Consider the following 21,280-nt stretch of genomic DNA (forward strand, 5'->3'; position numbering starts at 1 on the left):
GCTATCTGGCGTAAGAATAGAGAACTGTAGTGCCGCACCGGCGGCCTTTACAAGTAGGTGACTTAGAGACTTTCAACAGTCTCATTGCGTAAATCGGCTATACTCTTACCCCCGCACCATGCGCTTTTGGCTCTCGCTTGCCTGCTTTTTATTTCTTTCATTCTCCGTTTTCGCTCAGCAGAACACCGCTTATAAAGACCCGACTGTAGCTTTAGAAAACTTCGACTTCGAGGCTATTGATTACAATACATTAGATTCCATTTCACGCGATTATATCAACGCTATGGAGCACAGCCTGTACCACCGATTTGATAAGGCTGAAGCATTGCTGAAGAAAGTGGCTTTACAGACGACCTCCCCGTTGAGCGGGGTAGCTCGTTATCACTTGCTAAACGAGCTTTACTTCTGGCGGGGTAACTACGCGGAGTATGTGAAATTTGCTGACCAGATAAATGAGAAGCCAGAGTTCTATGAGTTGGCTAGCTTGTTAGCCGTACATCCGGCCATGCACGTCAATTTCTCCACCGACAGTTTAGTGATTCCCGTCACGATTCGAAAGCATAGTTATATTATCGTAGAGGTGTTTCTTAACGGAAAGCCTGTACGGCTCATCCTCGATTCGGGGGCTAGTTTTTCAATTGTTTCTCATAAGTTGAATGACGAACTGAAGGTAAAGCCTTTAGCGAATATAAACTTTCAGAATTCGGTTGGCACAATGATTAAGGAGCCTGTCGGCCTACTTGATTCACTGTCATTTGGTAACGTTCAACTAAAGAATGTACCAATAATCTACACGGCAAAGAATAGCGTTTTCAAACGGATGCACGTCGATGGCCTGTTGGGCTGGGATATTCTGCAAAAGCTCGCTTATACGGCTGATTTCAAAGCACAGACGCTTATGATCTGTAAGCCTGTTATAGACTCAACCGCCGAAAAAAATCTATTTGGTATAGGGCATCCTATTCTGATTGTTCGCACATCTTCGGACAACCCACTCAATATGTATTTTGACTCCGGTTCCAATAGTGTTGATTTACGGGAGAAAGGAGCCGCTAAACTTGGAGAATATAAGACCAGGAAAAGGCCGGGGGCAACCTTTGGCATTGGTAAAATGAAAATAGGCCTGTTTCGTTATGTGAAGGGTTTTACGTTTCAGACAAGCGGTCAATCATTTAGCCGGAAGTCTACTTATTTATCGCCCGTTGAGTATAGTTCGTTGAACATCATCTGTGACGGTGTCATTAGTAATGCACCTTTTCAAAAAGGCCGTCTCACGATTGATTACCTGAACAATCATTTCGGCTATACCGAGATGAAAGCCACAAAACGCTGAAAGTTTCGTAGCTTCGTAAACGACAATTTCCTCTTTCCTGTGCTAGCCGATACCCAACAACAACCCCTCATTGACCGCATTCGTGATATTGATCACCCCGAAGCTGTTCGGCGATTTTTTGGGTTGTTAAAGGAATTGATCGACATGGTTAACCTGCCCAATGGCGATGCCCGGCTGGCCTTTACGGTTCGGCAGGAGAAAGCCGCCATCACGGCGCATATCAATTTCTTTCAGGCTCTGCGTATTCAACGCCAGCGTCGCAGTGAAGTTGAATACCACCTTACCATTAAGAAATCCTGTCAGGATCGGCTGAAAACCATTGAGGAACTGGTTTTTGAACCCCTGACCGAAAAGTCCGATTATCTGGCCGTCATCATTGGGCAGTCGAATGTGCATTTGCTGTATATGCCGGTGCTGCGAACCTGCTGGGAAGACTGCCTGCTCGAACTGGTCGAGACGAGTAAACGGGGGCCGCACTCCGCCCGACATAACGCCGATGTGTACCGGGCCGCCGAAGACGAAGCTTTTCTGAGTGAAGTTATCCGGCTTGCCGATGATCCAACGCTGGCAGATCGGGTGTCGAACGGTAATGCCGTTGAGGAGCCGGAAGCCGGGTATGAACTAGAGCCAGCGCTGCCAAATCAACCCCATAATCTCATTCTGTTTGGCCCACCAGGTACGGGCAAAACGTTTGCCTTACAGCCCTATTTGCGGGAAAATAACTCGTTTATTACGTTCCATCCATCCTACAGCTACGAAGAGTTTATTGAGGGCATTCGACCGGAGGTACTCAACGGGCAAATCAGCTACAAAATTCGCAAGGGTATTTTTTATAAAGCCTGTATGTCGGCCATTCAACAGGCGGGATACGGCACTCTGGCCGACTGCCTGAACGACTCGGTGGAAAACCGTACCCGAAAGTTAAAAAAAGCACCAGCCTATTATTTGCTCATCGACGAGGTCAACCGCGCCAACGTTGCCAGTGTGTTCGGGGATTTGATTACACTGCTCGAAACCGACAAGCGGCTGGGTGCAGCCAATGAACTTTGGCTTACCTTACCCTATTCGCAGGAGCGTTTTGGCGTGCCGCTAAATCTATTCGTTGTGGCAACCATGAACACCACCGACCGCTCGATTGCGCTGTTGGATATTGCCCTTCGACGCCGGTTCTCGTTTCGGGAAATGCTGCCCGATCCAACGATTTTAGGCGTTATCGACGGTATTGATCTGGCCCAATTGCTGCGGACCATCAACGAGCGTATCGAATACCTGCTCGACCGGGACCATCAGATTGGTCATGCCTATTTTACAACGGTCGAAACCCACGCTGAACTTTGTGCCGTCTTTCGTGATCGGATTATTCCGCTGCTGCAGGAATATTTTTTTAATGATTGGGCTAAGATTCAGCTTGTTCTGGGCGACAATCCCGCCTGGGGTAAAGACCCCGACTTACGTTTGATTCGGATTAAGAAAAAATATACGTCGGTAGCAGCCAGTAAGTTATTTGGCGAAATGCCGGATTCTGTAGATGAAATAGTAACCTATGAAATTAACCCAAGTCTAAAAGATGATAACTGTGAACAAATACCGGCCGATGCCTTTGTTCGAATTTATCAGAAGCAGTAGAGCGGACATCTTGTCCGCTTCATAAAGTACTATTTTTGCGGACAGGATGTCCGCGTTACTCATGAAAGCACTAGTCCTCACTCAATACAATCAGTTCGATTTACAAGACGTACCAACTCCAACCATCCGGCCAAACGAGGTGCTGGTACGCGTGCAGGCGGTTGGCATTTGTGGCTCCGATGTACATGGAATGGACGGCAGCAGCGGTCGACGGATTCCGCCCATCGTAATGGGTCATGAAGCCAGCGGCATTATTGCCGAAGTAGGCAGCGATGTAAAAAACTGGGCCACCGGCGACCGCGTTACCTTCGATTCGACGGTGTATGTTCTCGACGACTGGTACAGCCGTCGGGGCCAGTATAACCTGAGCGATGGCCGCGAAGTAGTGGGCGTATCAACGCCCGATTTTAAGCGACATGGCGCATTTGCCGAATTCGTAGCCATTCCCCAGCATATTCTGTATGCGATTCCTGATAATGTCAGTTTTACGCAGGCGGCTTTGGTTGAACCGGTTGCCGTGGCGCTCCATGCCGTTAGTCTGACGCCCATTCAGGTGAACGATTCGGCGGTGGTTGTCGGGTCGGGCATGATTGGCCTATTCGTAATTCAAGCCTTAAAACTGTCTGGGTGCGGCACTATCATAGCTATTGACCTTGACGATGATCGGCTTGCTTTAGCGCAAGAACTTGGGGCAACGCATACTATAAATGCCGAAAGTGGTGAGATAGCCAAACAGGTACAAGAACTTACTGGTGGGCGCGGAGCCGATGTATCCTTTGAAGTCGTAGGCGCAGGTCCAGCTGTTAAAACCGCTATCGACTGTGTTCGGAAAGGGGCCACGGTAACGTTGGTAGGCAACCTTGCGCCAACGGTTGAAATGCCTTTGCAGGCCATTGTAACCCGCCAATTACGGCTACAGGGCTCGTGCGCCATCAATGGCGAATATGAAGCCGCGCTGGCCCTGATCTCATCGGGCCGGATAAATGTCGAAGCCATTCTCAGTGCCGAAGCGCCACTAAATGAAGGTGCCGACTGGTTCAAACGGTTATACGAGAAAGAGAAGGGATTAATAAAGGTCGTGTTAAAACCGTAATCATTGTTTAGCGGCCCATGCTATAATATCCGGGTACAAATCGGCAACGGTTTGGCCCGGTTTTTTGGTTTTATACAATCGAAGTAATTCCTGATTGAACCCGGTGAATTGCTGAAAACCCCGGTTAGCCATGCGATTTTCGAGGTCTCTATTAAGGACAGCAAATGTTTGTTCGTCAAACAGGTCGTTGAACAGTAAGGTGACGAGCGAATAATTCATGTATTCTTCAAAACACGAAAAAGCATTGTTGTAGTTAGCCGACGATTTGCCCGCTGTTATCCACTTGGTCAGGTTTTTATAGGCATCTGAAACCGCTTTTTTATTCCTGTCGGCTTCTGCTTCGGGGTTAAGGTAGGTGTGATTTAATTCAGTAAAAGCGATAATCATTCGCTGGCCTCTTGTAATATTTTTAGGTTGTTTGGCTTGACTGTCGTCAATAAATGGATAATTGATGTGGGACTGTGCTTCCGTAAAGCCATTGTCGGTGAAGTGGTTGGCCGATTGATTCCAGCCAACAAGGGGCGAGAATAGTATTTTTACCGCGGAATAATGCGTGGAAGGGAATTGCTTTTCCAGCCACGCTTTCATCGTCGCTACGTCCACATTCTTCTTGAAGTCAGTTATCAGACTATTGTAATAAGGCGTATGTTTCTGGAAAAACGAGCGAAAATTGGCCTGTTTGGTAAACTGTTCCAGTTTAGGAACATACGGAGTCAATTGATTGACTTCTCCCCAACTTGCCCGGTCATAAATGGGGCTTTTTACGAGTTTATTGCCTTGGAATAAGTAAGCGTAACTGTCCATTTTTAGATTGGCGTAGTTATCCTCTGACTTCAACAGCAGGGAATCAACCGTGCGAACTGCCGGATGATTTTTGTAGGGCGAGAAGTGCCTCATGACCTGCTTATAATAGTCGGTCTCCTTATAAATGGCAGGTGTCTTTCCATAGTTAGTGAGTGCAAAAATGACGTTTATGAGTTCATAGACTTCAGGTACTTCAACGCTCGTCTTGCCTTCATTAGCTTTTTTATAAGCATCTGTGAATGTGGCCGCTTTAACGAATTTATGACTCGTAAAATGACCCAGTAAGGTATCGCCTTTGGCTTCACGAATTATCTGAAAATCAGTCATAGCGTTATGCTGTAGAGTCATAACGACAGAGTCTTTTTCTGTAACCAGTACAAACGGAACGGATGCTTTCTCAAGAGGGAAATTGTAAGAAAAATCTTTAGGCACGTCGTTGACACCGTTAAAGTTTGACCGTTCACCATCAATGTACATAACGATTCTATTCTGCTTCGTACGAAGGGTGGGAGGGGTGGCCGTTTGCCCTGATGCGTCAAGTATTGTGAAGATAATCAGCAGAAAAGTGGCTATTCTTTTCATGTGGTCGGGTGTGTTGAATTGCACCTGCATTTTAGCAAAAAGGCGTAACAGTATCACTAATACATGAAATCTTATTGATGCAAACAGTTTCTATTTGGCCACTTCGTACTGACTGATCGTATAGCCATCATTCAACTCAAGCAAGTCGTCTGTTAGCTGAGTAATTATAGTTTTCTTGGTAGTTGCACAGAAAGCAGTTGGACAGATAACCCAGTCAGTGTAGTTGACGACAATTCCCTGGCGATTGAACTTGGTGGGGGCGCAACAATTAGCCGGGGTCGTTACACCATTTCGCTGATAAGCCACTGTGCCGTCTTGTCGGTATTCGATTGTGTAATAGGCATCCGTATCTCTGGATTGCCAAACATGGCTATCCAGCGTTCGGGTTTGGGTTAAATGCCACCGGTTATACAGCAAATCGGACGGGCCAATTAACTTGTCTTTCTGACATGAACCGAAAATGATTGTTGTCAGTAGGGTGAAAAACGCGCTCCGTTGCATATAATTGAGTCTTTGTTTGAGTAGAAGACCTATCGAAAACGCATTTCGTTGGAAGACGTTTAAAAAATTATGCCTGAACCCATACGCATTGCCATCATTGGCCCCGGCAAAGTGGCTCACCTCCACGCCCAGGCCGTTCTCGACACCCCTAATGCCGAATTAGTCGCCGTTTATGGCCGGACGTATCAGAAAGCGGAAGACTTTGCCAATAAATACGGTATACATGCGTACAGTGATGTGTACGACATGATTGACCGGGAAAACGTGGACCTCTGTCTTGTCTGTACAACGCACCCCGCCCACCGTGAACCCACTGTGGCTGCTTTAAACGCGGGTTCGCACGTTTTGGTTGAGAAACCACTGGCGTCAACGCTCGAAGACTGCGATGCCATGATGGAAGCGGCAAAACGGAACAATCGCCATTTGGGCGTTATCAGCCAGCGACGCTTTTATGCACCCAGTCAGCGCATTCGGGAAGCTATCGATACCGGAAAAATTGGAAATCCTGTGCTGGGCACGATCCAGATGCTCGGCTGGCGTAGTGAAGCCTATTACCAAAGCGATGCCTGGCGCGGCACCTGGGCCGAAGAAGGGGGCGGTGTACTGGTCAACCAGTCACCACACCAACTCGATCTGTTGCTCTGGTACATGGGCGAAGCCGACGAAGTATATGGTGTTTGGCGCAATCTGAACCACCCATATATTGAGGTAGATGACACAGCACTGGCCATTGTGAAATTTAAAAATGGCGGGCTGGGTAATGTTATTGTGAGCAACTCACAAAAGCCGGGCATCTTCGGAAAAGTCCATGTACATGGAGAGAACGGCGCATCGGTTGGCGTTCAAACCGATGGCGGAGCTTTGTTTATTGCCGGTATGTCGACCATCACCGACCCGCCCGTTAATGACCTTTGGACGGTGCCGGGCGAAGAGAATTTGCTGGCTCAATTCATCGAAGAAGACACCGCTTTTTTCAACACCATCGACGCAACGGTTTATTATTTCGGTCTGCAAATTGCCGAGTTCTGCGACGCCATTCGCGAAGGACGTGCACCGTCTGTAACAGGTCAGGAAGGCCGGAATGTAGTGGCCCTATTTCAGGCCATTTACGAATCAACGAGAACGGGCTTGCCGGTGAAATTGTAGTGCCGACCGTCCCGGTCGGGAGCAATGCCATACGGCAGTTGGGCCGTTTTTGCACCCGACCGGGACGGTCGGCACTACGTTAATTCGCTGGATCGGCGGGCGTGCTTGTATTATTGTTACGCTCCGTTAGCGGGTAGGGGAAAAAGTTACGATTCCGCTCGGCACCCGTTGCGCCCGGACCCGGACGATTAAACCGGCGACTATCTTCCAATCGGAAACCCTGATACGCCAATTCGATCTGGCGATTCCGGTAAATTTCCGTCAAAATGGCATCGGCAGTTTGCGCACCGGCATAAGCTGGCAGAGCTGCTCCCAAACCAAATACATCCGTAGTGGCGGTTTTGGTCAAGACTTTGTTCAGTGCCACTACCGCGTTGGTCAGATCTCCTTTTCGGGCATAGGCTTCCGCCTGAATCAACAAAATCTCACCCGGCAGGTAAACAGGAACAGCCGCATTGTTGGCCGTATAGAAAGCCGTTGCTACGACAGGCGCCACCGCCGGATTAGAACTAACCTTGGTCAGAAAACTGATCCGTTTGTCGGCTGCGTCGGGAGTGAGGGCACCGGTCAGGCCAAGGCTGGCGTTGGTTGGTTGAAACACGTTCAGGTTGCCAAAGGTGTATTCGAACAGCGGGTTGCGTGTGTTATCGTCGAAGTTATAGACCGATTTTTTCGTCAGATCAACCTTTGCGGCAGCGGCAAGCGCTTTGTCGTAATCACCGGAAAACAAGGCATAACGGGCAATCAGGGCCTGAATCGTGTTCGGAATATCAATTCCGGTTACGATCTTACTCGTAAAATCGGCCGATACGGGAGCGGCTGAGACCTGCGTTGCTGCCGTTTCGAGGGTGCTGATGGCTTCTTTGAAAACCTGCGCCCGAGGCACAAACGGCACGTTATTGCCTGTCGTAACGGGCGACTGCTCGAAAAACAAGCCCAGGGTTCCCAACGATAACGCCCGGAAAATCGACGCATAGCCAATAATACCGCTCTTTGTTCCGGCATCGCTCACTACACCCGTATTTGCCAGAATCAGTTCGGCATTTGAGCGTACCAGGTGACTTTGAGTCCAGAGGTTACGAACAACACTGTTGATGTTACTGACGTTTCCGGCACCCGTGGCGAGGTTAGCCTCATCAAGATTACCAACGTTTAGTACGGCCTCCTCTTTTGTCGTCAACCCACCACCCGCTGTGCTGGCGTATAATACGCTTAAGGCGCCACCGGTTGTGTAGCGGTATTGGAGTCCGTTGGAAAGGGTCATCAACCCATCGGGCGAGCTAACGGCTTGCGACTGGCTGATGGTGCTTGGGTTCAGATATTCCTTATTACAGGCAACCTGCGTCAGCATGAAGCCCGTAAGGAGAATGGGAGTTATTATTTTTTTCATAGTTAGAATGTCGCTGACAGTTTAAGTTGGTAGGTACGTGGAATAGGAACGTTTCCGAAGTCGATGCCCCGCAGCAAGTCGTTGTTGCCACCGGCATTGGTTTCCGGATCGAAGCCCGTGTATTTGTCCCATGAGTACAGGTTACGACCTACTGCCGATAGTGTCAGGCGACTAATGGCCTTAACAAATGTAGGCAGGGTGTAACTGAGGGAGACTTCGCGCAACTTGGTGTACGAACCTTTGTCAACCCGAAACTCCTGCGTGTTATAGATGCCGAAGATATAACCGCGCGTCAGCGTACCGCGTAATTCCTGTTCGGCATAATCGCCCAGGCCAACACCTTGCCGTGTCCGTTTGTCGGCGTTGAAAACATCAACACCCTGAACCATATCCAGAAGAACATGCAGGTTCAGTTTTTTATACGCCAGATTGGTGCTGAACGAACCCGTCCATTTTGGGTTTGGGTTACCAATGATCACGTTGGCCGTTGGTTTGGTCACGTCTAATGTACCGTCGGAGTTACGCGCCGGCGTGTAGTCGATAGCACCGTTTGCCTGGGCACTTGCCCGTTCGGACTGCGGGAAACCCGAAGGCGAAAGCAGCAACGTGCCGTCTGTATTGCGGGCATAAGCGGTGCCGTAGAAAACACCAACCGGCTGGCCAACAATTAAGTTAACCGGCGTTCCTGATGCCGACGATGCATCGGGGTTAATAATGGGCAGACCGCCTAAATCAAGAACTTTGTTGCGGTTTTGGTTATAAATGAAGGTTACATCCCAGCTCAGATTTTTGGTCTTAATGGGCGTTGCGTCCAGAACAATTTCAAATCCTTTGTTTTCCATCGAGCCTACGTTGTTAACGATACTGGTACCGCCAGTTGTTGGGGCCAGCGTCCGGTTTACAACCAGATTGGTGATCTTCTGATGGTAGGCAGTGATGCCCAACCCAATCCGACCGCTCAGAAACGATAAATCAGCACCGCCTTCGAGTTCGGCCATGCGTTCGGGTTGCACCTCGGGATTAGCCAATTGTGTACCCGGCGTTATAGTATTCTTACCCAGAAAAGCCACTGGGCTAAACTGGTAGAAACGAGCATACGAACCAATACCCGACAAGTTACCCGCTTCGCCGTAACTAGCCCGTAGTTTCAGGCTGTTGAATGCGTTGCCACCCGATATATTTTTCCAGAAATCGAGGTCCGACACAATGAACGAACCGCTCACTTTAGGGTAATACTGGTTGGTTTGACTTGTCGAGAATTTCGACGACTGGTCGCGACGGACGGCACCAGTAATAAAGGCCAGATTTTTATAACCAAACGTAGCCTGTGCAAACAACCCACTCAAACTAAAGCGATCCAGGTTATAGGCAACGCCCAACGTTGTACTACTGGCCCCATTAACGGTTTCAATAAATGGGGCCAGATTTTGCCCACTGTTGTAGGAATAATCGGCCTGAAAATACTGGTAGCTATACCCGATAGCCGAGTTTATCTTAAACTTATCGTTGAACTGATGCTCATACTGCGCGTTCAGGTCGTTGTTGAATTGCAGCGACTGGTTGGTAGCGGTAGCGGCAAATCCACCCGGATAGCGGGCGGCTGGCAAACCGGCCACTGCCTGATACGGATAGGGCCGAATGTAGTTTTTGCCAAACTGCGAGTAGGCGTCAACCCCCACAATGTAGTCTATACTTAGCCCTTTCAGCGGGGTCAGATTCAACTGAAGGCTGTTGATTGTCCGGCTCACCGACTGCGAAAACTTCATGTCTTCGATGGTCGAGAGTGGATTTACACGCGTGGGCTCCACAGCCTGCAAGTTTCCAGCCGCATCGCGCTTGGTGATGTCGTAGATGTTGTTGGTAATGTTGACCGAGTTGATCGGGCTGTAGAATACGTTCCCGTTCGCTTTCTCGTTGGAAAGGCTATTGATGTAGCTTAACCCCACCGATATTTTTGCCCAACTGGCCAGTCGCTGATCAATGCGGGCGCGGAGGTTATACCGGGTGAAATCGGTTCCTTTTATAATCCCCTCATTCTTCAGATAGCCAAACGACACATAATATTGTGTGTTGTCGCGGCCACCCGAAACAGACAGATTATTATCTGTACCGTAACCCGTCCGGAAAATCTGGTCGAAATAGTTGTACCGTTGCACATCCACCAAATTGGTTGCCAATGGCGTGTTCGTGCCATCGCGGTAAATACTGGTCGTTGTGGTACCGGGATTGGCCGCAATCTGGGCTGCCGAAATACCACCAATCGGATACAGACGCAGAGCCGCAAAGCCAAACTGTTTGCCATACGTATTGACAGGTACGCTTTTGCGTAGTTCATTGACGTTGAATGAAGTTGAGAACGTAACCTGTGCTTTACCACTTTGACCACGCTTGGTTGTAATAATAACAACGCCGTTGGCCGCCCGCGAACCATACTGAGCCGCAGCAGCCGCGCCATTAATTACGTTGAGCGTTGCAATATCATCGGGATTAATATCCGAGAGTCGGTTCTGACCCACGTTGGCATTACCCACATCATTGGCAATGGCAAGCTGCGACACGTTGGTGCTTGCATTGCTAACAATCACCCCATCGACCACGTACAGCGGGTCCGATGAGCCAACCAACGACTTGATACCCCGTAAACGAATGCTGATTCCACCAGCAGGGTCGCCGGAGTTTTGTGTAATCTGCGCACCCGGTACTTTGCCCTGCAACGAGTTGATCAGGTTACCCGAACCCGTTTGTTGCAAATCGGTTGCTTTAATTGTGCTGATGGCATTGCCCAATTCGCGTTTGGGTGCTGACAGGGTAGATCCCGTTACTACAACTTCATCGAGGTTGGTGGTGGCGGCTACCAACTGAGCGTTTATCGTAACTTCGTCCGCATTACCTAATGTGGTGTTTTGACGAAGTGTTTCGTAGCCGATGGCCGTAAACGCAACGGTTACTGGGCCCGGCTTTAGGGTTACGGGAAAGGTGTAATTTCCGTCGGCATCTGTTGTGGTGCCAAGCGTTGTGCCAACAATCACTACGGTGGTGCCGGGCAGTGCCAGTTTATCCGCGTCTGTTACGCGGCCTTTGATTGTGAAGCGAGCGGTCTGCGCAAATACGTTTGTGCAAAACAGCAGGGTTAGGCAAAGTATCCCAAGGAAAGGAACACGTTGCCCAACGGGTGGGTATTTGTTTGTCATAAGTGAAGAAATTTGGTAGGTGTTATCAAATTGTTAAAAAAATTAACGTCGAAATATACCGCTAAAATGATCTTCTAGGCTACCGTTCATCATCAATTGCCAGGGTTTGACAAGAACTAATGAATTCTTACTTTTTTAGTAAATTTGAATCTTAGATAAGTTCTATATATACTTCATGATCAATCAAACTCTTTCTAGATGGCTGCTGGGTATTGCCATCCTGCTGGCGCACCTGGCCACTGCTCAACAAGCTAAACAACGCTATACGAATCTTCAACAGGCGCTATCGTCTGGTCGGGAGTTAGCCGGATCTGCCGGGCCACGTTCTGTAAACTGGATTGAAGGCGGCAGCAAATTCTCCTTCATCGACGGGCAGAACATCAAAACGCTTTCACCAAAAGATCAAAAGGAAGACGTCGTTTTTGATGGCAGTCACCTAAAATTTCCCGGTACCGACAAGCCGTTTTCGTACGGCTCGTTTCAATGGTCGAAAGACTCGAAGAATATTCTGTTTCAAGCTAATTTTCGGCCGGTCTACCGGCGGTCGGGGGTGTCGGATTATTATGTGTATGCGGTTGCCGACAAGAGCCTGAAACTCGTGGCCAAAGATGCACAAACCGCCGAACTGGCTCCCGATGGCAGTAAAGTCGGTTACGAGCGGGGTGGCAATCTGTTTGTTTTTGATTTTTCGACACAGAAAGAAATGCAACTGACCGACGATGCGAAAGCCGCTTTCTATAACGGTCGTTTTGGCTGGGCTTATGAAGAGGAATTTGGCCTGGCGCAGGCCTGGGACTGGTCGCCGGACAGTAAGTTCATCGCTTTCTGGCAGTCCGACGAGCGGAAGGTGCCGATTTACAAACTAACGGATTACAAAGGGTTCGATGAGAAATTCGACTCACTGCCGTACCCACGTGTTGGCGATCAGAATCCAATAGTGCGCATTGGCGTTATCGAGATCGCGAACAAAGCCAAACAATGGATGAAGGTCGATCTAGGTCGCGACGGCGAACCGGACGGCTACATTCCGCGCATCTACTGGACATCGCAGGAAGGCCAGTTAGCTTTGATGCATTTAAACCGCAAACAGAACCATCTGCGGCTATTTATGGCAAATGCCCGCACAGGCGATGCCAAACAGATTATGGAGGAAAAATCAACGACCTGGGTCGATGTATTTGATTTCTTTGCGGGTATCAATCACCTGATCTATTTTCCGGCGGGTGTTCAGGAGTTTTACTGGGTATCAGATCGCGATGGTTTTGCCCACTTATATCGCTACGATTACACGGGTAAATTGCTTAATGCGGTTACAAGTGGTAAGTGGGAGGTAAGCTACGTTCATCACATCGATCCGAAAACGAAGAAGGTGTATTTCACGTCGACCGAAGCATCACCGCTGGAACGGCAGCTATTTGTTATTGACGTAGATGGCAGAAATAAGCGTCGGCTCACCACTGTTCCCGGTAGGCACGCCGTCAATTTCTCGCCCAATGGCCAGTATTTTATTGACCGTTACTCAAACGTGTCAACACCTACGCAGGTGGAACTACGCGACACAAAAGGGCAACTTATTAAAACCCTAGAAACTAATACTAAAGTAAAGGATTATCTGGCCGGTCATGAGTTTGCACCCAAGGAATTAAGCAGCTTTACTACCTCCGATGGACAGCAAATAGACATTTCGATCATCAAGCCACTCAACTTCGATCCCACAAAAAAATACCCAGTCATGCTGGATATTTACGGCGGGCCGGGAGCGCAGTCAGTCTATAATGAGTTTTCGGCATCGGCCTGGCATCAGTGGCTGGCGCAAACGGGCTACATTGTGGTTGGCGTAAACAACCGGGGCAGCGGAGGCTACGGCCGTGAATTTGAAAAAGTTGTTTATGAGAAACTAGGGAAGTACGAGAGCCTGGATTTTGCTGAAACGGCGGCTTATTTAGCTAAGCAGCCGTGGGTCGATGCGAACCGTATGGCGATTCGCGGGCACAGCTACGGCGGCTATATGAGTAGCTATACCATGCTTACCCACCCCGGCGTGTTCAAAGTCTCGCTCGTGGGCGCACCCGTTACGGACTGGCGGCTCTATGACTCCATCTATACCGAACGATACATGGGTTTGATTCCCGAAAATGAAGAGAAATACAAAGCCAGCGCAGTAACGACCTATGCAAAGAATCTAGCTGGAAAAATGTTCATAGCCCACTCGACAATGGACGAAAACGTCCACGTTCGGAATACGTTTCAACTAATGAACGCGCTTGAAGATGCCGGAAAAGATGCTGATCTGAGGATATATCCACCCGGTACTCACGGTGTAGCTTACAGCTCAGGGACGCAGCTACTGTTGTTTCAGCAGTATACCAGTTACCTGGAAACGAATTTGAAAGGTAGCCCAGTAAATTAAGGCGCTTCCAAAGCGAAAACACCCAGTTCACCACAGCTTTTTGGATATTTTCGCTTTTTTGTTTCCTGCGTTTTTGCCGCTAAAAGTTTAATGAGCTCTCAGGCAGGAATGTGATTTTCCTAAAATTTTTTCTAAAAATTTAGGAAAATCACAAGTATGTAAAAGTACTATTAATCAATTACTTGTGTATTTATATCTATATTCTATAGTTAATCTAGGGTATATACTTAGGTAAAATACTGTTGAACAAAATTGTTTTGTGGTAGTTCAGAACGATTAACATGCTTATCAATACAAAAGTATACTGCACAAAACATCATTCGTTATGAAAAAATTAATCATTGCTGCTATTGCATTCCTGGCTGTAGCTCAGCCAAGCATTGCTCAAGCTGTTCAGGAAGGCAAAGCTGCCAAAAAAGAGATGAAGGCTGAGAAGAAAGTAGCCAAAGCACAGGAATATAAAATGGAAGCCAGAACTCATAAAGGCTTGGAAGTAAAAGGGATTTCTGATCCAAAAACGAGGATGGCTAAAGCAGACCGTAAAATGGAAAAGGCCGAAAAGAAAGTGCTGAAAGGAGAAGCTAAAGAACTAAAAGCTGTTGCAAAAGAAAAAAAGAAAGAAGGGGCTGGGGTTAACTAAGGCCAAAAAACTGTAAGACGACGATTGCACAATTATCGTCGTACATTCATTCACACACGAAGAACGGGCTTGAGGTAAATATATCTTAAGCCCGTTCATTTTATAATCACTACTGACGTAAAGCCCGCCGAATAACGTCTTCGACACTCAGAGCTGGGTCAGCTTTTAGTGCGTCATCGACACTTTTCTCAGCCGTTGCTTTAGGGAAGCCCAAAGCAACAAGGGCGGCCATTGACTCTTCCCGAATGGGGTTTGCAGCTGGTTGCTGGCGGTAACTTGGGCCATCGGGAACAACACCCGATTTCTTCATCTTATCGCGCAGTTCGAGAATGATCCGTTGCGCCGTTTTTGCACCAATGCCTTTAATAGCCTGTACTGCCCGGACGTTTTCGCCCAGAATAGCCAGTCGTAAGTCGCCCGGCTGCATGGCAGAAAGCATGCCCAACGCTGTATTTGGCCCAACACCCGACACACCAATCAGATCCAGAAACAGACTTTTTTCATCGGCGTTGGCAAAACCATAAAGAGCCTGTAAATCTTCGCGAAAAAGATGGTGAATAAACAATTTGATTCGGTCGCCACCGCCCGGCAGAACAGCATACGTTTGGAGAGATATATGAACCGAATAACCCACGCCATGTACGTCTATTATGGCGTAGGCAGGTTCTTTATAGGACAGAATTCCGTCTAAATAAGCAATCATTCGTTAACTGAAAAAGCTTGTTTTTAAGGTAGTTATAGAGAGTAAAGATACAAAAAACCCACGACATTTTAGGTGAAATGTCGTGGGTTCATCAGGCTGTTGGGAAGCTATTTTAAGCGCTCCTGTAAGAGCTTGAAAATGGCTTTTACGTCCTGTTGCATTTCATCTTGCCGAGCTTCTATCCGTATCTGTCCTTCTTTTAAAGACGTTACATCCGCTTTTAATTCGGCTACATCTGTTTTTAGTTCAGCTACATCTGTCTTCAGTTCAGCTACATCTGTTTTTAGTTCAGCTACGTCTGTTTTTAGTTCAGCTACGTCTTCGGCTATTTGGCTGGTTCGTTCTTCCAGCAGGTCAACCTTTATTTCCAATCGACTAAGACGTTGAAGGACGACTGTAACCTGCTCGCGGGTGTCAGTAACGTAATCAACTATTTTGCCAATTTGAAAAATAATGCGTCCCTGTGTTCGAACAACGTCGGCTAGAACGGGCTCGATTTGATCTAATCGCTGGTCTGATGTCATGGCGGGCTTAGTAGTCATGTGAGTCTGGCAAATTAGACGTTTCGAACAACATTAAGTTACTTAGCCTACAATTAACTTTTGTCCCGGCCGGAGGGAATTACTTTGAATATGGTTCATTTTCTTGAGCTGATCAATCGTCAGGTCGTATCGTTGAACAATGTTCCAGAGCGTGTCGCCACTTTGTACCCGGTGATAGCGAGGTTTGTAGTGTTTCGATTTAGCAATTGCCTCTGCTTTTTTACGACCTTTCACCGTGCCCTGATCAGCCAAGCGTTCAGCGCGTGTTTCCGCTACTTCTTTCAGTATAACCAGTTTCTGACCGCGCTGAATTTTCGTGGATTTAAGATGATTCCAACGTTTTATGTCGTAAAGCTCAACATGGTATCGATCGGCAATATCACCAAGATTATCTCCTTTTCTAACGACATATGTTTGCTTCTTCGGCTTGCGCAGTACAACCGTTTCAATATCCTCTTCTGGTTCATCAGCCGATTCTGCTATGGCAAGCTTGGAGGCCAGTTTAGTGGATTTCCCCCCTGCTTTCTCCGCGGCAACCATTTCTTCGGTTGGCGTTTCGTCAAGGTTCATATGCGCCAATGGGTTGCGACCCAGTGCATTCCAGGCACCCATTGTGTCATTGCCATAGCGAATGTCTTCGGCATTAGCCAGTAGTATATGCTCCATAACGCCGGGTCGTTGTCTTGCCGAATCAAGAATGGCCCGACGACGATTGGCGAAATAGCCATATTGCTGATGAGGAACTCGCAACGGGTACCGGTTTGTGTACTCAGGCAGGATGGTCGTTGTAATGGCCGGATTCATCTTTTGCAAATCGGCCAGCGGCATCGTGCTGTGTTTGGCAAACGTTTCGAGGTTGAAATAACCACTAACCTGAATGGTGTCGTGCGGAATGGGATACTCGTAGGTTTCGGCAACGATGCCATGGTCATCCGCATGGTTCATCAGATACATGAACGCCACAAACTGCGGCACATAACCCCGGGTCTCTTTTGGTAACGCATCGTAAATGGTATAAAACGAATCACCGCCAGACCGGCGCATAGCTCGTTTAACCGCGTTTGGTCCACAATTGTAGGCAGCCAGTGCCAGTTCCCAATCGCCAAAAATATTATATAAATCGCGGAGGTATTTGCAGGCAGCTTCGGTTGCCTTGACGGGGTCCATCCGCTCATCTATATAATCGTCCTGATACAAACGCAGGTCACGACCGGTACCGGGCATAATTTGCCAGAGCCCTCCTGCGCCAGCATGGGAAATAGCGCGCGGATTTAACGCAGATTCAACAATGGATAAGTATTTGATTTCGTCCGGGAGGCCATATTGCGCCAATACGCGCTCATAGAGTGGAAAGAAAAGCGGCATTCTCTCCAGCATTGTCTTGGTGGTGCTGGCTTTGCGGAAGGTAAAATAATCCACATAAGCCTGTACGGCTTTGTGGTAGTTTAGCGGAATGTTTTTCTGCAACTTTGCCAGTCGTTCGCGTAGTAAGCTGTCGGGTACCGTTGGCACGACGGCAATGGTATCTTTTTTAACGATAATACTATCCTGTTGAATCGTCGTTTTGGTTCGGCCAGGCATAGCATGAGCCACTGTCAGCAGACCCATTACCACGCTCAACAGCCCCATTCTCAGCAGGCTACGGTTAATGTAGTTCATAGAGTTTTCGTTCGGTTAAGTTCGGTTATTATATTTAGTGTGAGACATGCTGTAGTATACCATTACTGGAAATATGTCATACGTCACATATTATGCATCATACATTTGTTTTGCCAAGGCAACCAATGCACCTTCGGCAAAAGGCGGGGCCATCAATTGTAAACCAATGGGTAATCCAGATGCATCTGTACCATTTGGAATGGATATGGCCGGATAACCAATTACGTTGGCCTGCACCGTAAAAATATCGGCGAGGTACATTTGTAAGGGATAATCCGTTTTCTCGCCTAACCGAAACGCTGGTGTTGGGGTAGTGGGCGATACTAAAAAGTCATATTTCTCAAACAACTGTTCGGCTTCCTGACGAATCAATCGCCTAACCTGCTGGGCTTTGGTATAGTAAGCGTCATAATAACTGGCACTTAATACAAACGTGCCCAGTAAAATCCGCCGACGTACCTCTGCACCAAAGCCTTCAGTACGGCTTTTTTTGTACAACGTCAAAAGATCCAAAGCTGATGTATCTGCTGATACACTTCTGTAACCATAACGCACTCCGTCGAAGCGCGACAGGTTCGAAGAAGCTTCGGCAGTAGTGAGGATATAATAGGTTGGTAACAGATATTTAAGGAGCGATATATCGACAGGCTCTACCGTATGCCCTGCGTTCTGAAGGGCATTGATCTTCGCCTGGGTGGCTTCGCGGATGGTTTGGTCAACGCCCGAACTTTCGACCCCATCGCGCAGGTAGGCAATGCGAAGTGGCCGATTTGGCAATGTCGCCTGTGTATAGGCAGAGACGGGCTGACTCGAAACGGTACTATCGAAATCGTCGGCACCCGCCATAATTTCCAGCAAGAGGGCTGCATCATCGACGGTATTAGCAATAGGTCCGATACAGTCAAATGAAGAGGCATAGGCAATTAGGCCCCAACGGCTAATACGCCCGTAGGTTGGTTTCAGCCCAACTACGCCACAGAAGGCGGCTGGCTGGCGAACCGAGCCACCCGTATCGGAACCGATGCTGGCTAAACAAAGGCCAGCCTGCACAGCTACAGCCGAGCCACCACTCGACCCGCCCGGCACCCGACTTGTGTCGGCGGCATTGAGAACAGGACCAAAGGATGAGTTTTCATTGGATGAGCCCATGGCAAACTCATCGCAGTTTTGCCGACCAATGATAATCACATCTTCGTTGAGCAAACGTTGTACGGCCGTTGCGGTAAACTGCGCCGTGAAGTTGTCCAGAATATGGCTCCCCGCCCGAACGCCGTGCCCTGTGTAACTTAAAACATCTTTGATGCCAATGACCATACCTGCCAGGCGGCCAGCCGTACCATCGGCTATTTTTTGATCGACAGCCTCAGCCTGTTGCCGGGCTTCATCAGCATAAATCTCTGTAAAAGCATTAAGATGGCGATGTTCGTTAATACGAATGAGGTATTGTTCTACCAGTTGGCGGCAGGTAATTGAGCCGGAATGGATATCGGCCTGAACGGTGGTAAAGCTACGGTAGAAAGTCAAAACAAAGGATGTAAAATAAAACCCCTATAAAGCAGAAACAGACAATCAAGCGGCTCCGGATTGGGGCTGCTTAATTGTCTGCCTATAAAAAGACTAGACTATTTCTCGGACTCTTTCAGACCTTCTTCGATATTCTCGCGAACGTCTTTGGTAGCGTCTTTGAATTCTTTAATGCCTTTACCAAGTCCCCGAGCGAGTTCGGGAATCTTTTTAGCGCCGAACAATAGGAGCAATGCAAGGAAGATAAAAATCATCTCCTGGCCGCCCAAACCCATAAATGCCAAAATGCTTGCCAAAATCATGTTTCCTGGGATTTGAATGTATGCAAAATTAACAAAACTCTCTCGTACAATCTATTAAAATTCACTGAAACTTACGCAGCAACCGTTCGTTTGGTTTCGAGCTTTCTGTTTAAAGTTTCAACTGGTACCGGATAGGTTCTGAATTCAGGGGTATAGATAGCAGATAGAGTAACATAACCTTAAACCCTGAACGGCAAACTTTATACTCAGCCAATTTTAATAGTCTCGACCGAACGGGATGCTTTCTTACCCGAGCCCGTCGCCGTTTGTTCCCACTGACGGAACTTCTCAATGTCATCTTTCATGCCACTAAATAGCCAGAACATCAGGGCAATATCATCTGTAAGCCCAACGATGGGCAGAAAATCGGGTAGTATATCGATCGGGGAAACAAAATAGATCAATACAGCAATGACCCGAATCAATGTTTTCCAGGGTAACTGGCGGTATTCGCCCGATGCATAAGCTTTTAACAAGCGGGTAACAACGCCTAGCTGCTCCCGAAAAGCGGAAATGTTGTTGCCTGACAGACCACCACTTTTTGCTATTGCCTCCTGAACTAACTGATAGAGACTCCGGGAGTTACGGGCATAGCGCACCGCTCCCACATTAGCTCGTTTAAAGAAAAGGGATGTTAGAATTCGCGAAATAAGACTCTTGTTTGCCATTGGATTAACTGTTACGACTGGCTGGTAGCCAACTAACAAAGCAACTTAAAATGAAAGTATAACAAAAAAAATCATTGAATAATCTATAAACGTTGGAACCTTGTATAAGTTTTAACCGAACGTCTTGGTTTGTCTTGAACCTGAACCGTACTTTTGCGGTCACTTGTTAACCTTTTAATTTCGAATACAATATGAAAGTTACCGTAGTAGGTGCCGGAGCCGTTGGAGCTACCTGCGCCGACAACATTGCCCGCCGTGAAATTGCTCATGAAGTTGTTCTTCTGGACATCAAAGATGGCATCAGTGAAGGCAAATCCCTCGATATGCTTCAGGCGTCAACATTGCTCGATTGCGACGTAAAAATAACAGGTTCGACAAACGATTATGAAAAAACAGCGGGTTCGAAAGTTGTTGTAATTACGTCGGGTATACCGCGTAAGCCAGGTATGACCCGCGAAGATCTTATTGGTATCAATGCGGGTATTGTAAAAGGCGTAACGGAAAATATTCTTCGCTACTCGCCCGATGCGATCTTCATTATTATTTCTAACCCAATGGACACCATGACATATCTGGCGCTGAAATCGTCGGGTATACCGAAAAATCGCATAATCGGTTTGGGTGGTGCTTTGGATTCGGCTCGTTTCAAAACGTATTTATCACTGGCATTGGAATGCTCGCCAAACGATCTGCAGGCTTCTGTTATCGGTGGTCACGGCGATACGACCATGATTCCTCTGACACGTCTGGCAACCAAAGCCGGTGTTCCGGTAAGCCAGTTCCTGGATGAGGATACCCTGAAGAAAGTAGCTGCCGACACGATGGTGGGTGGTGCTACCCTGACGGGTCTGATTGGTACATCGGCGTGGTATGCACCGGGTGCGGCTGGTGCCTATATGGTTGAAGCTATCCTGCGCGATCAGAAACGGGTAATTCCCTGCTGCGTATTGCTGGAAGGTGAATATGGTCAGTCAGATATTTGCCTTGGCGTACCGGTTGTATTAGGCATTAATGGTTGGGAAGAAATTATTGACTATAAATTAACCGACGAAGAGCAAGCCGCTTTTAACAAATCGGCCGATGCTGTTCGGAATATGAATGGTGTGTTGAGCACGCTGAATCTTGGCGTGTAGCCTATACCAGATGCACAAAAAAAATACCCGCCA

General features: G+C 47.9%; 17 protein-coding genes. 7 read left to right on the forward strand and 10 right to left on the reverse strand.

What is annotated here, in order from left to right; translation table 11 throughout:
- Positions 1 to 118: 118 nt before the first annotated feature.
- The 3 genes from CWM47_RS04705 to CWM47_RS04715 all read left to right on the forward strand — a co-directional run bounded on the left by CWM47_RS04705 (position 119) and on the right by CWM47_RS04715 (position 4,052).
- Entirely contained in the window at positions 119 to 1,333 is a 1,215-nt protein-coding gene (locus CWM47_RS04705) for a retropepsin-like aspartic protease (protein WP_100986683.1), read from the forward strand.
- Positions 1,334 to 1,372: 39 nt separating this feature from the next.
- On the forward strand, positions 1,373 to 2,959 hold the full coding sequence (locus CWM47_RS04710) for an McrB family protein (protein ID WP_100986685.1): 1,587 nt from the start codon (positions 1,373 to 1,375) through the stop codon (positions 2,957 to 2,959).
- Positions 2,960 to 3,020: 61 nt separating this feature from the next.
- Positions 3,021 to 4,052, forward strand: a complete 1,032-nt coding sequence (locus tag CWM47_RS04715; protein ID WP_100993734.1) for a galactitol-1-phosphate 5-dehydrogenase — start codon at positions 3,021 to 3,023, stop codon at positions 4,050 to 4,052.
- On the opposite strand, the gene CWM47_RS04720 is transcribed toward CWM47_RS04715, so the two are convergent.
- Positions 4,053 to 5,438, reverse strand: coding sequence for a DUF4932 domain-containing protein (locus CWM47_RS04720; protein WP_240625708.1), 1,386 nt, complete (start codon positions 5,436 to 5,438; stop codon positions 4,053 to 4,055). It lies immediately after the preceding gene.
- Between the two features lie 90 nt (positions 5,439 to 5,528).
- Positions 5,529 to 5,939: a hypothetical protein gene (locus CWM47_RS04725; RefSeq protein ID WP_100986689.1), complete on the reverse strand. Its 411-nt coding sequence runs from the start codon at positions 5,937 to 5,939 to the stop codon at positions 5,529 to 5,531.
- A 69-nt stretch (positions 5,940 to 6,008) separates the two neighbouring features.
- On the opposite strand from CWM47_RS04725, the gene CWM47_RS04730 reads away from it, so the two are divergent.
- Entirely contained in the window at positions 6,009 to 7,085 is a 1,077-nt protein-coding gene (locus CWM47_RS04730; protein WP_100986691.1) for a Gfo/Idh/MocA family protein, read from the forward strand.
- A 79-nt stretch (positions 7,086 to 7,164) separates the two neighbouring features.
- On the opposite strand, the gene CWM47_RS04735 is transcribed toward CWM47_RS04730, so the two are convergent.
- Together CWM47_RS04735 and CWM47_RS04740 are read right to left on the reverse strand one after the other, a co-directional pair.
- Positions 7,165 to 8,475 carry a RagB/SusD family nutrient uptake outer membrane protein gene (locus CWM47_RS04735; RefSeq protein ID WP_100986693.1) on the reverse strand — a complete coding sequence of 437 codons (1,311 nt, stop codon included), beginning with the start codon at positions 8,473 to 8,475 and terminating at the stop codon, positions 7,165 to 7,167.
- Between the two features lie 2 nt (positions 8,476 to 8,477).
- Positions 8,478 to 11,666 (reverse strand): SusC/RagA family TonB-linked outer membrane protein, encoded by a 3,189-nt coding sequence (locus tag CWM47_RS04740; RefSeq protein WP_240625709.1) that lies wholly within the window; start codon positions 11,664 to 11,666, stop codon positions 8,478 to 8,480.
- A 175-nt stretch (positions 11,667 to 11,841) separates the two neighbouring features.
- Here CWM47_RS04740 and CWM47_RS04745 point away from each other — a divergent pair, with 175 nt between their 5' ends.
- Both CWM47_RS04745 and CWM47_RS04750 read left to right on the forward strand, forming a co-directional pair.
- Positions 11,842 to 14,076: a S9 family peptidase gene (locus CWM47_RS04745; RefSeq protein WP_100986695.1), complete on the forward strand. Its 2,235-nt coding sequence runs from the start codon at positions 11,842 to 11,844 to the stop codon at positions 14,074 to 14,076.
- Between the two features lie 325 nt (positions 14,077 to 14,401).
- A complete protein-coding gene (locus CWM47_RS04750; protein ID WP_100986697.1) occupies positions 14,402 to 14,716 on the forward strand; it encodes a hypothetical protein in 315 nt (104 codons plus the stop codon).
- A 109-nt stretch (positions 14,717 to 14,825) separates the two neighbouring features.
- Here CWM47_RS04750 and ruvA read toward each other — a convergent pair whose 3' ends face one another.
- From ruvA to CWM47_RS04780, 6 genes are all read right to left on the reverse strand, one after another.
- Positions 14,826 to 15,419, reverse strand: a complete 594-nt coding sequence (ruvA, locus tag CWM47_RS04755) for a Holliday junction branch migration protein RuvA (protein WP_100986698.1) — start codon at positions 15,417 to 15,419, stop codon at positions 14,826 to 14,828.
- Positions 15,420 to 15,526: 107 nt separating this feature from the next.
- Positions 15,527 to 15,961 carry a hypothetical protein gene (locus tag CWM47_RS38925; RefSeq protein ID WP_206170605.1) on the reverse strand — a complete coding sequence of 145 codons (435 nt, stop codon included), beginning with the start codon at positions 15,959 to 15,961 and terminating at the stop codon, positions 15,527 to 15,529.
- Between the two features lie 42 nt (positions 15,962 to 16,003).
- On the reverse strand, positions 16,004 to 17,620 hold the full coding sequence (locus CWM47_RS04765) for a lytic transglycosylase domain-containing protein (RefSeq protein ID WP_100986700.1): 1,617 nt from the start codon (positions 17,618 to 17,620) through the stop codon (positions 16,004 to 16,006).
- Between the two features lie 90 nt (positions 17,621 to 17,710).
- Positions 17,711 to 19,144, reverse strand: coding sequence for an Asp-tRNA(Asn)/Glu-tRNA(Gln) amidotransferase subunit GatA (gene gatA, locus CWM47_RS04770; RefSeq protein WP_100986702.1), 1,434 nt, complete (start codon positions 19,142 to 19,144; stop codon positions 17,711 to 17,713).
- A 98-nt stretch (positions 19,145 to 19,242) separates the two neighbouring features.
- The gene (locus tag CWM47_RS04775; RefSeq protein ID WP_100986704.1) at positions 19,243 to 19,446 is read right to left on the reverse strand and encodes a Sec-independent protein translocase subunit TatA/TatB; all 204 of its coding nucleotides are present in this window, start codon (positions 19,444 to 19,446) and stop codon (positions 19,243 to 19,245) included.
- A 206-nt stretch (positions 19,447 to 19,652) separates the two neighbouring features.
- On the reverse strand, positions 19,653 to 20,114 hold the full coding sequence (locus CWM47_RS04780) for a YkvA family protein (protein WP_100986706.1): 462 nt from the start codon (positions 20,112 to 20,114) through the stop codon (positions 19,653 to 19,655).
- A gap of 191 nt (positions 20,115 to 20,305) precedes the next feature.
- Here CWM47_RS04780 and mdh point away from each other — a divergent pair, with 191 nt between their 5' ends.
- Positions 20,306 to 21,247 (forward strand): malate dehydrogenase, encoded by a 942-nt coding sequence (gene mdh, locus CWM47_RS04785; RefSeq protein ID WP_100986708.1) that lies wholly within the window; start codon positions 20,306 to 20,308, stop codon positions 21,245 to 21,247.
- The last annotated feature ends 33 nt before the right edge of the window (positions 21,248 to 21,280 follow it).

This window comes from Spirosoma pollinicola (assembly GCF_002831565.1).
Classification (GTDB): Bacteria; Bacteroidota; Bacteroidia; order Cytophagales; family Spirosomataceae; genus Spirosoma; species Spirosoma pollinicola.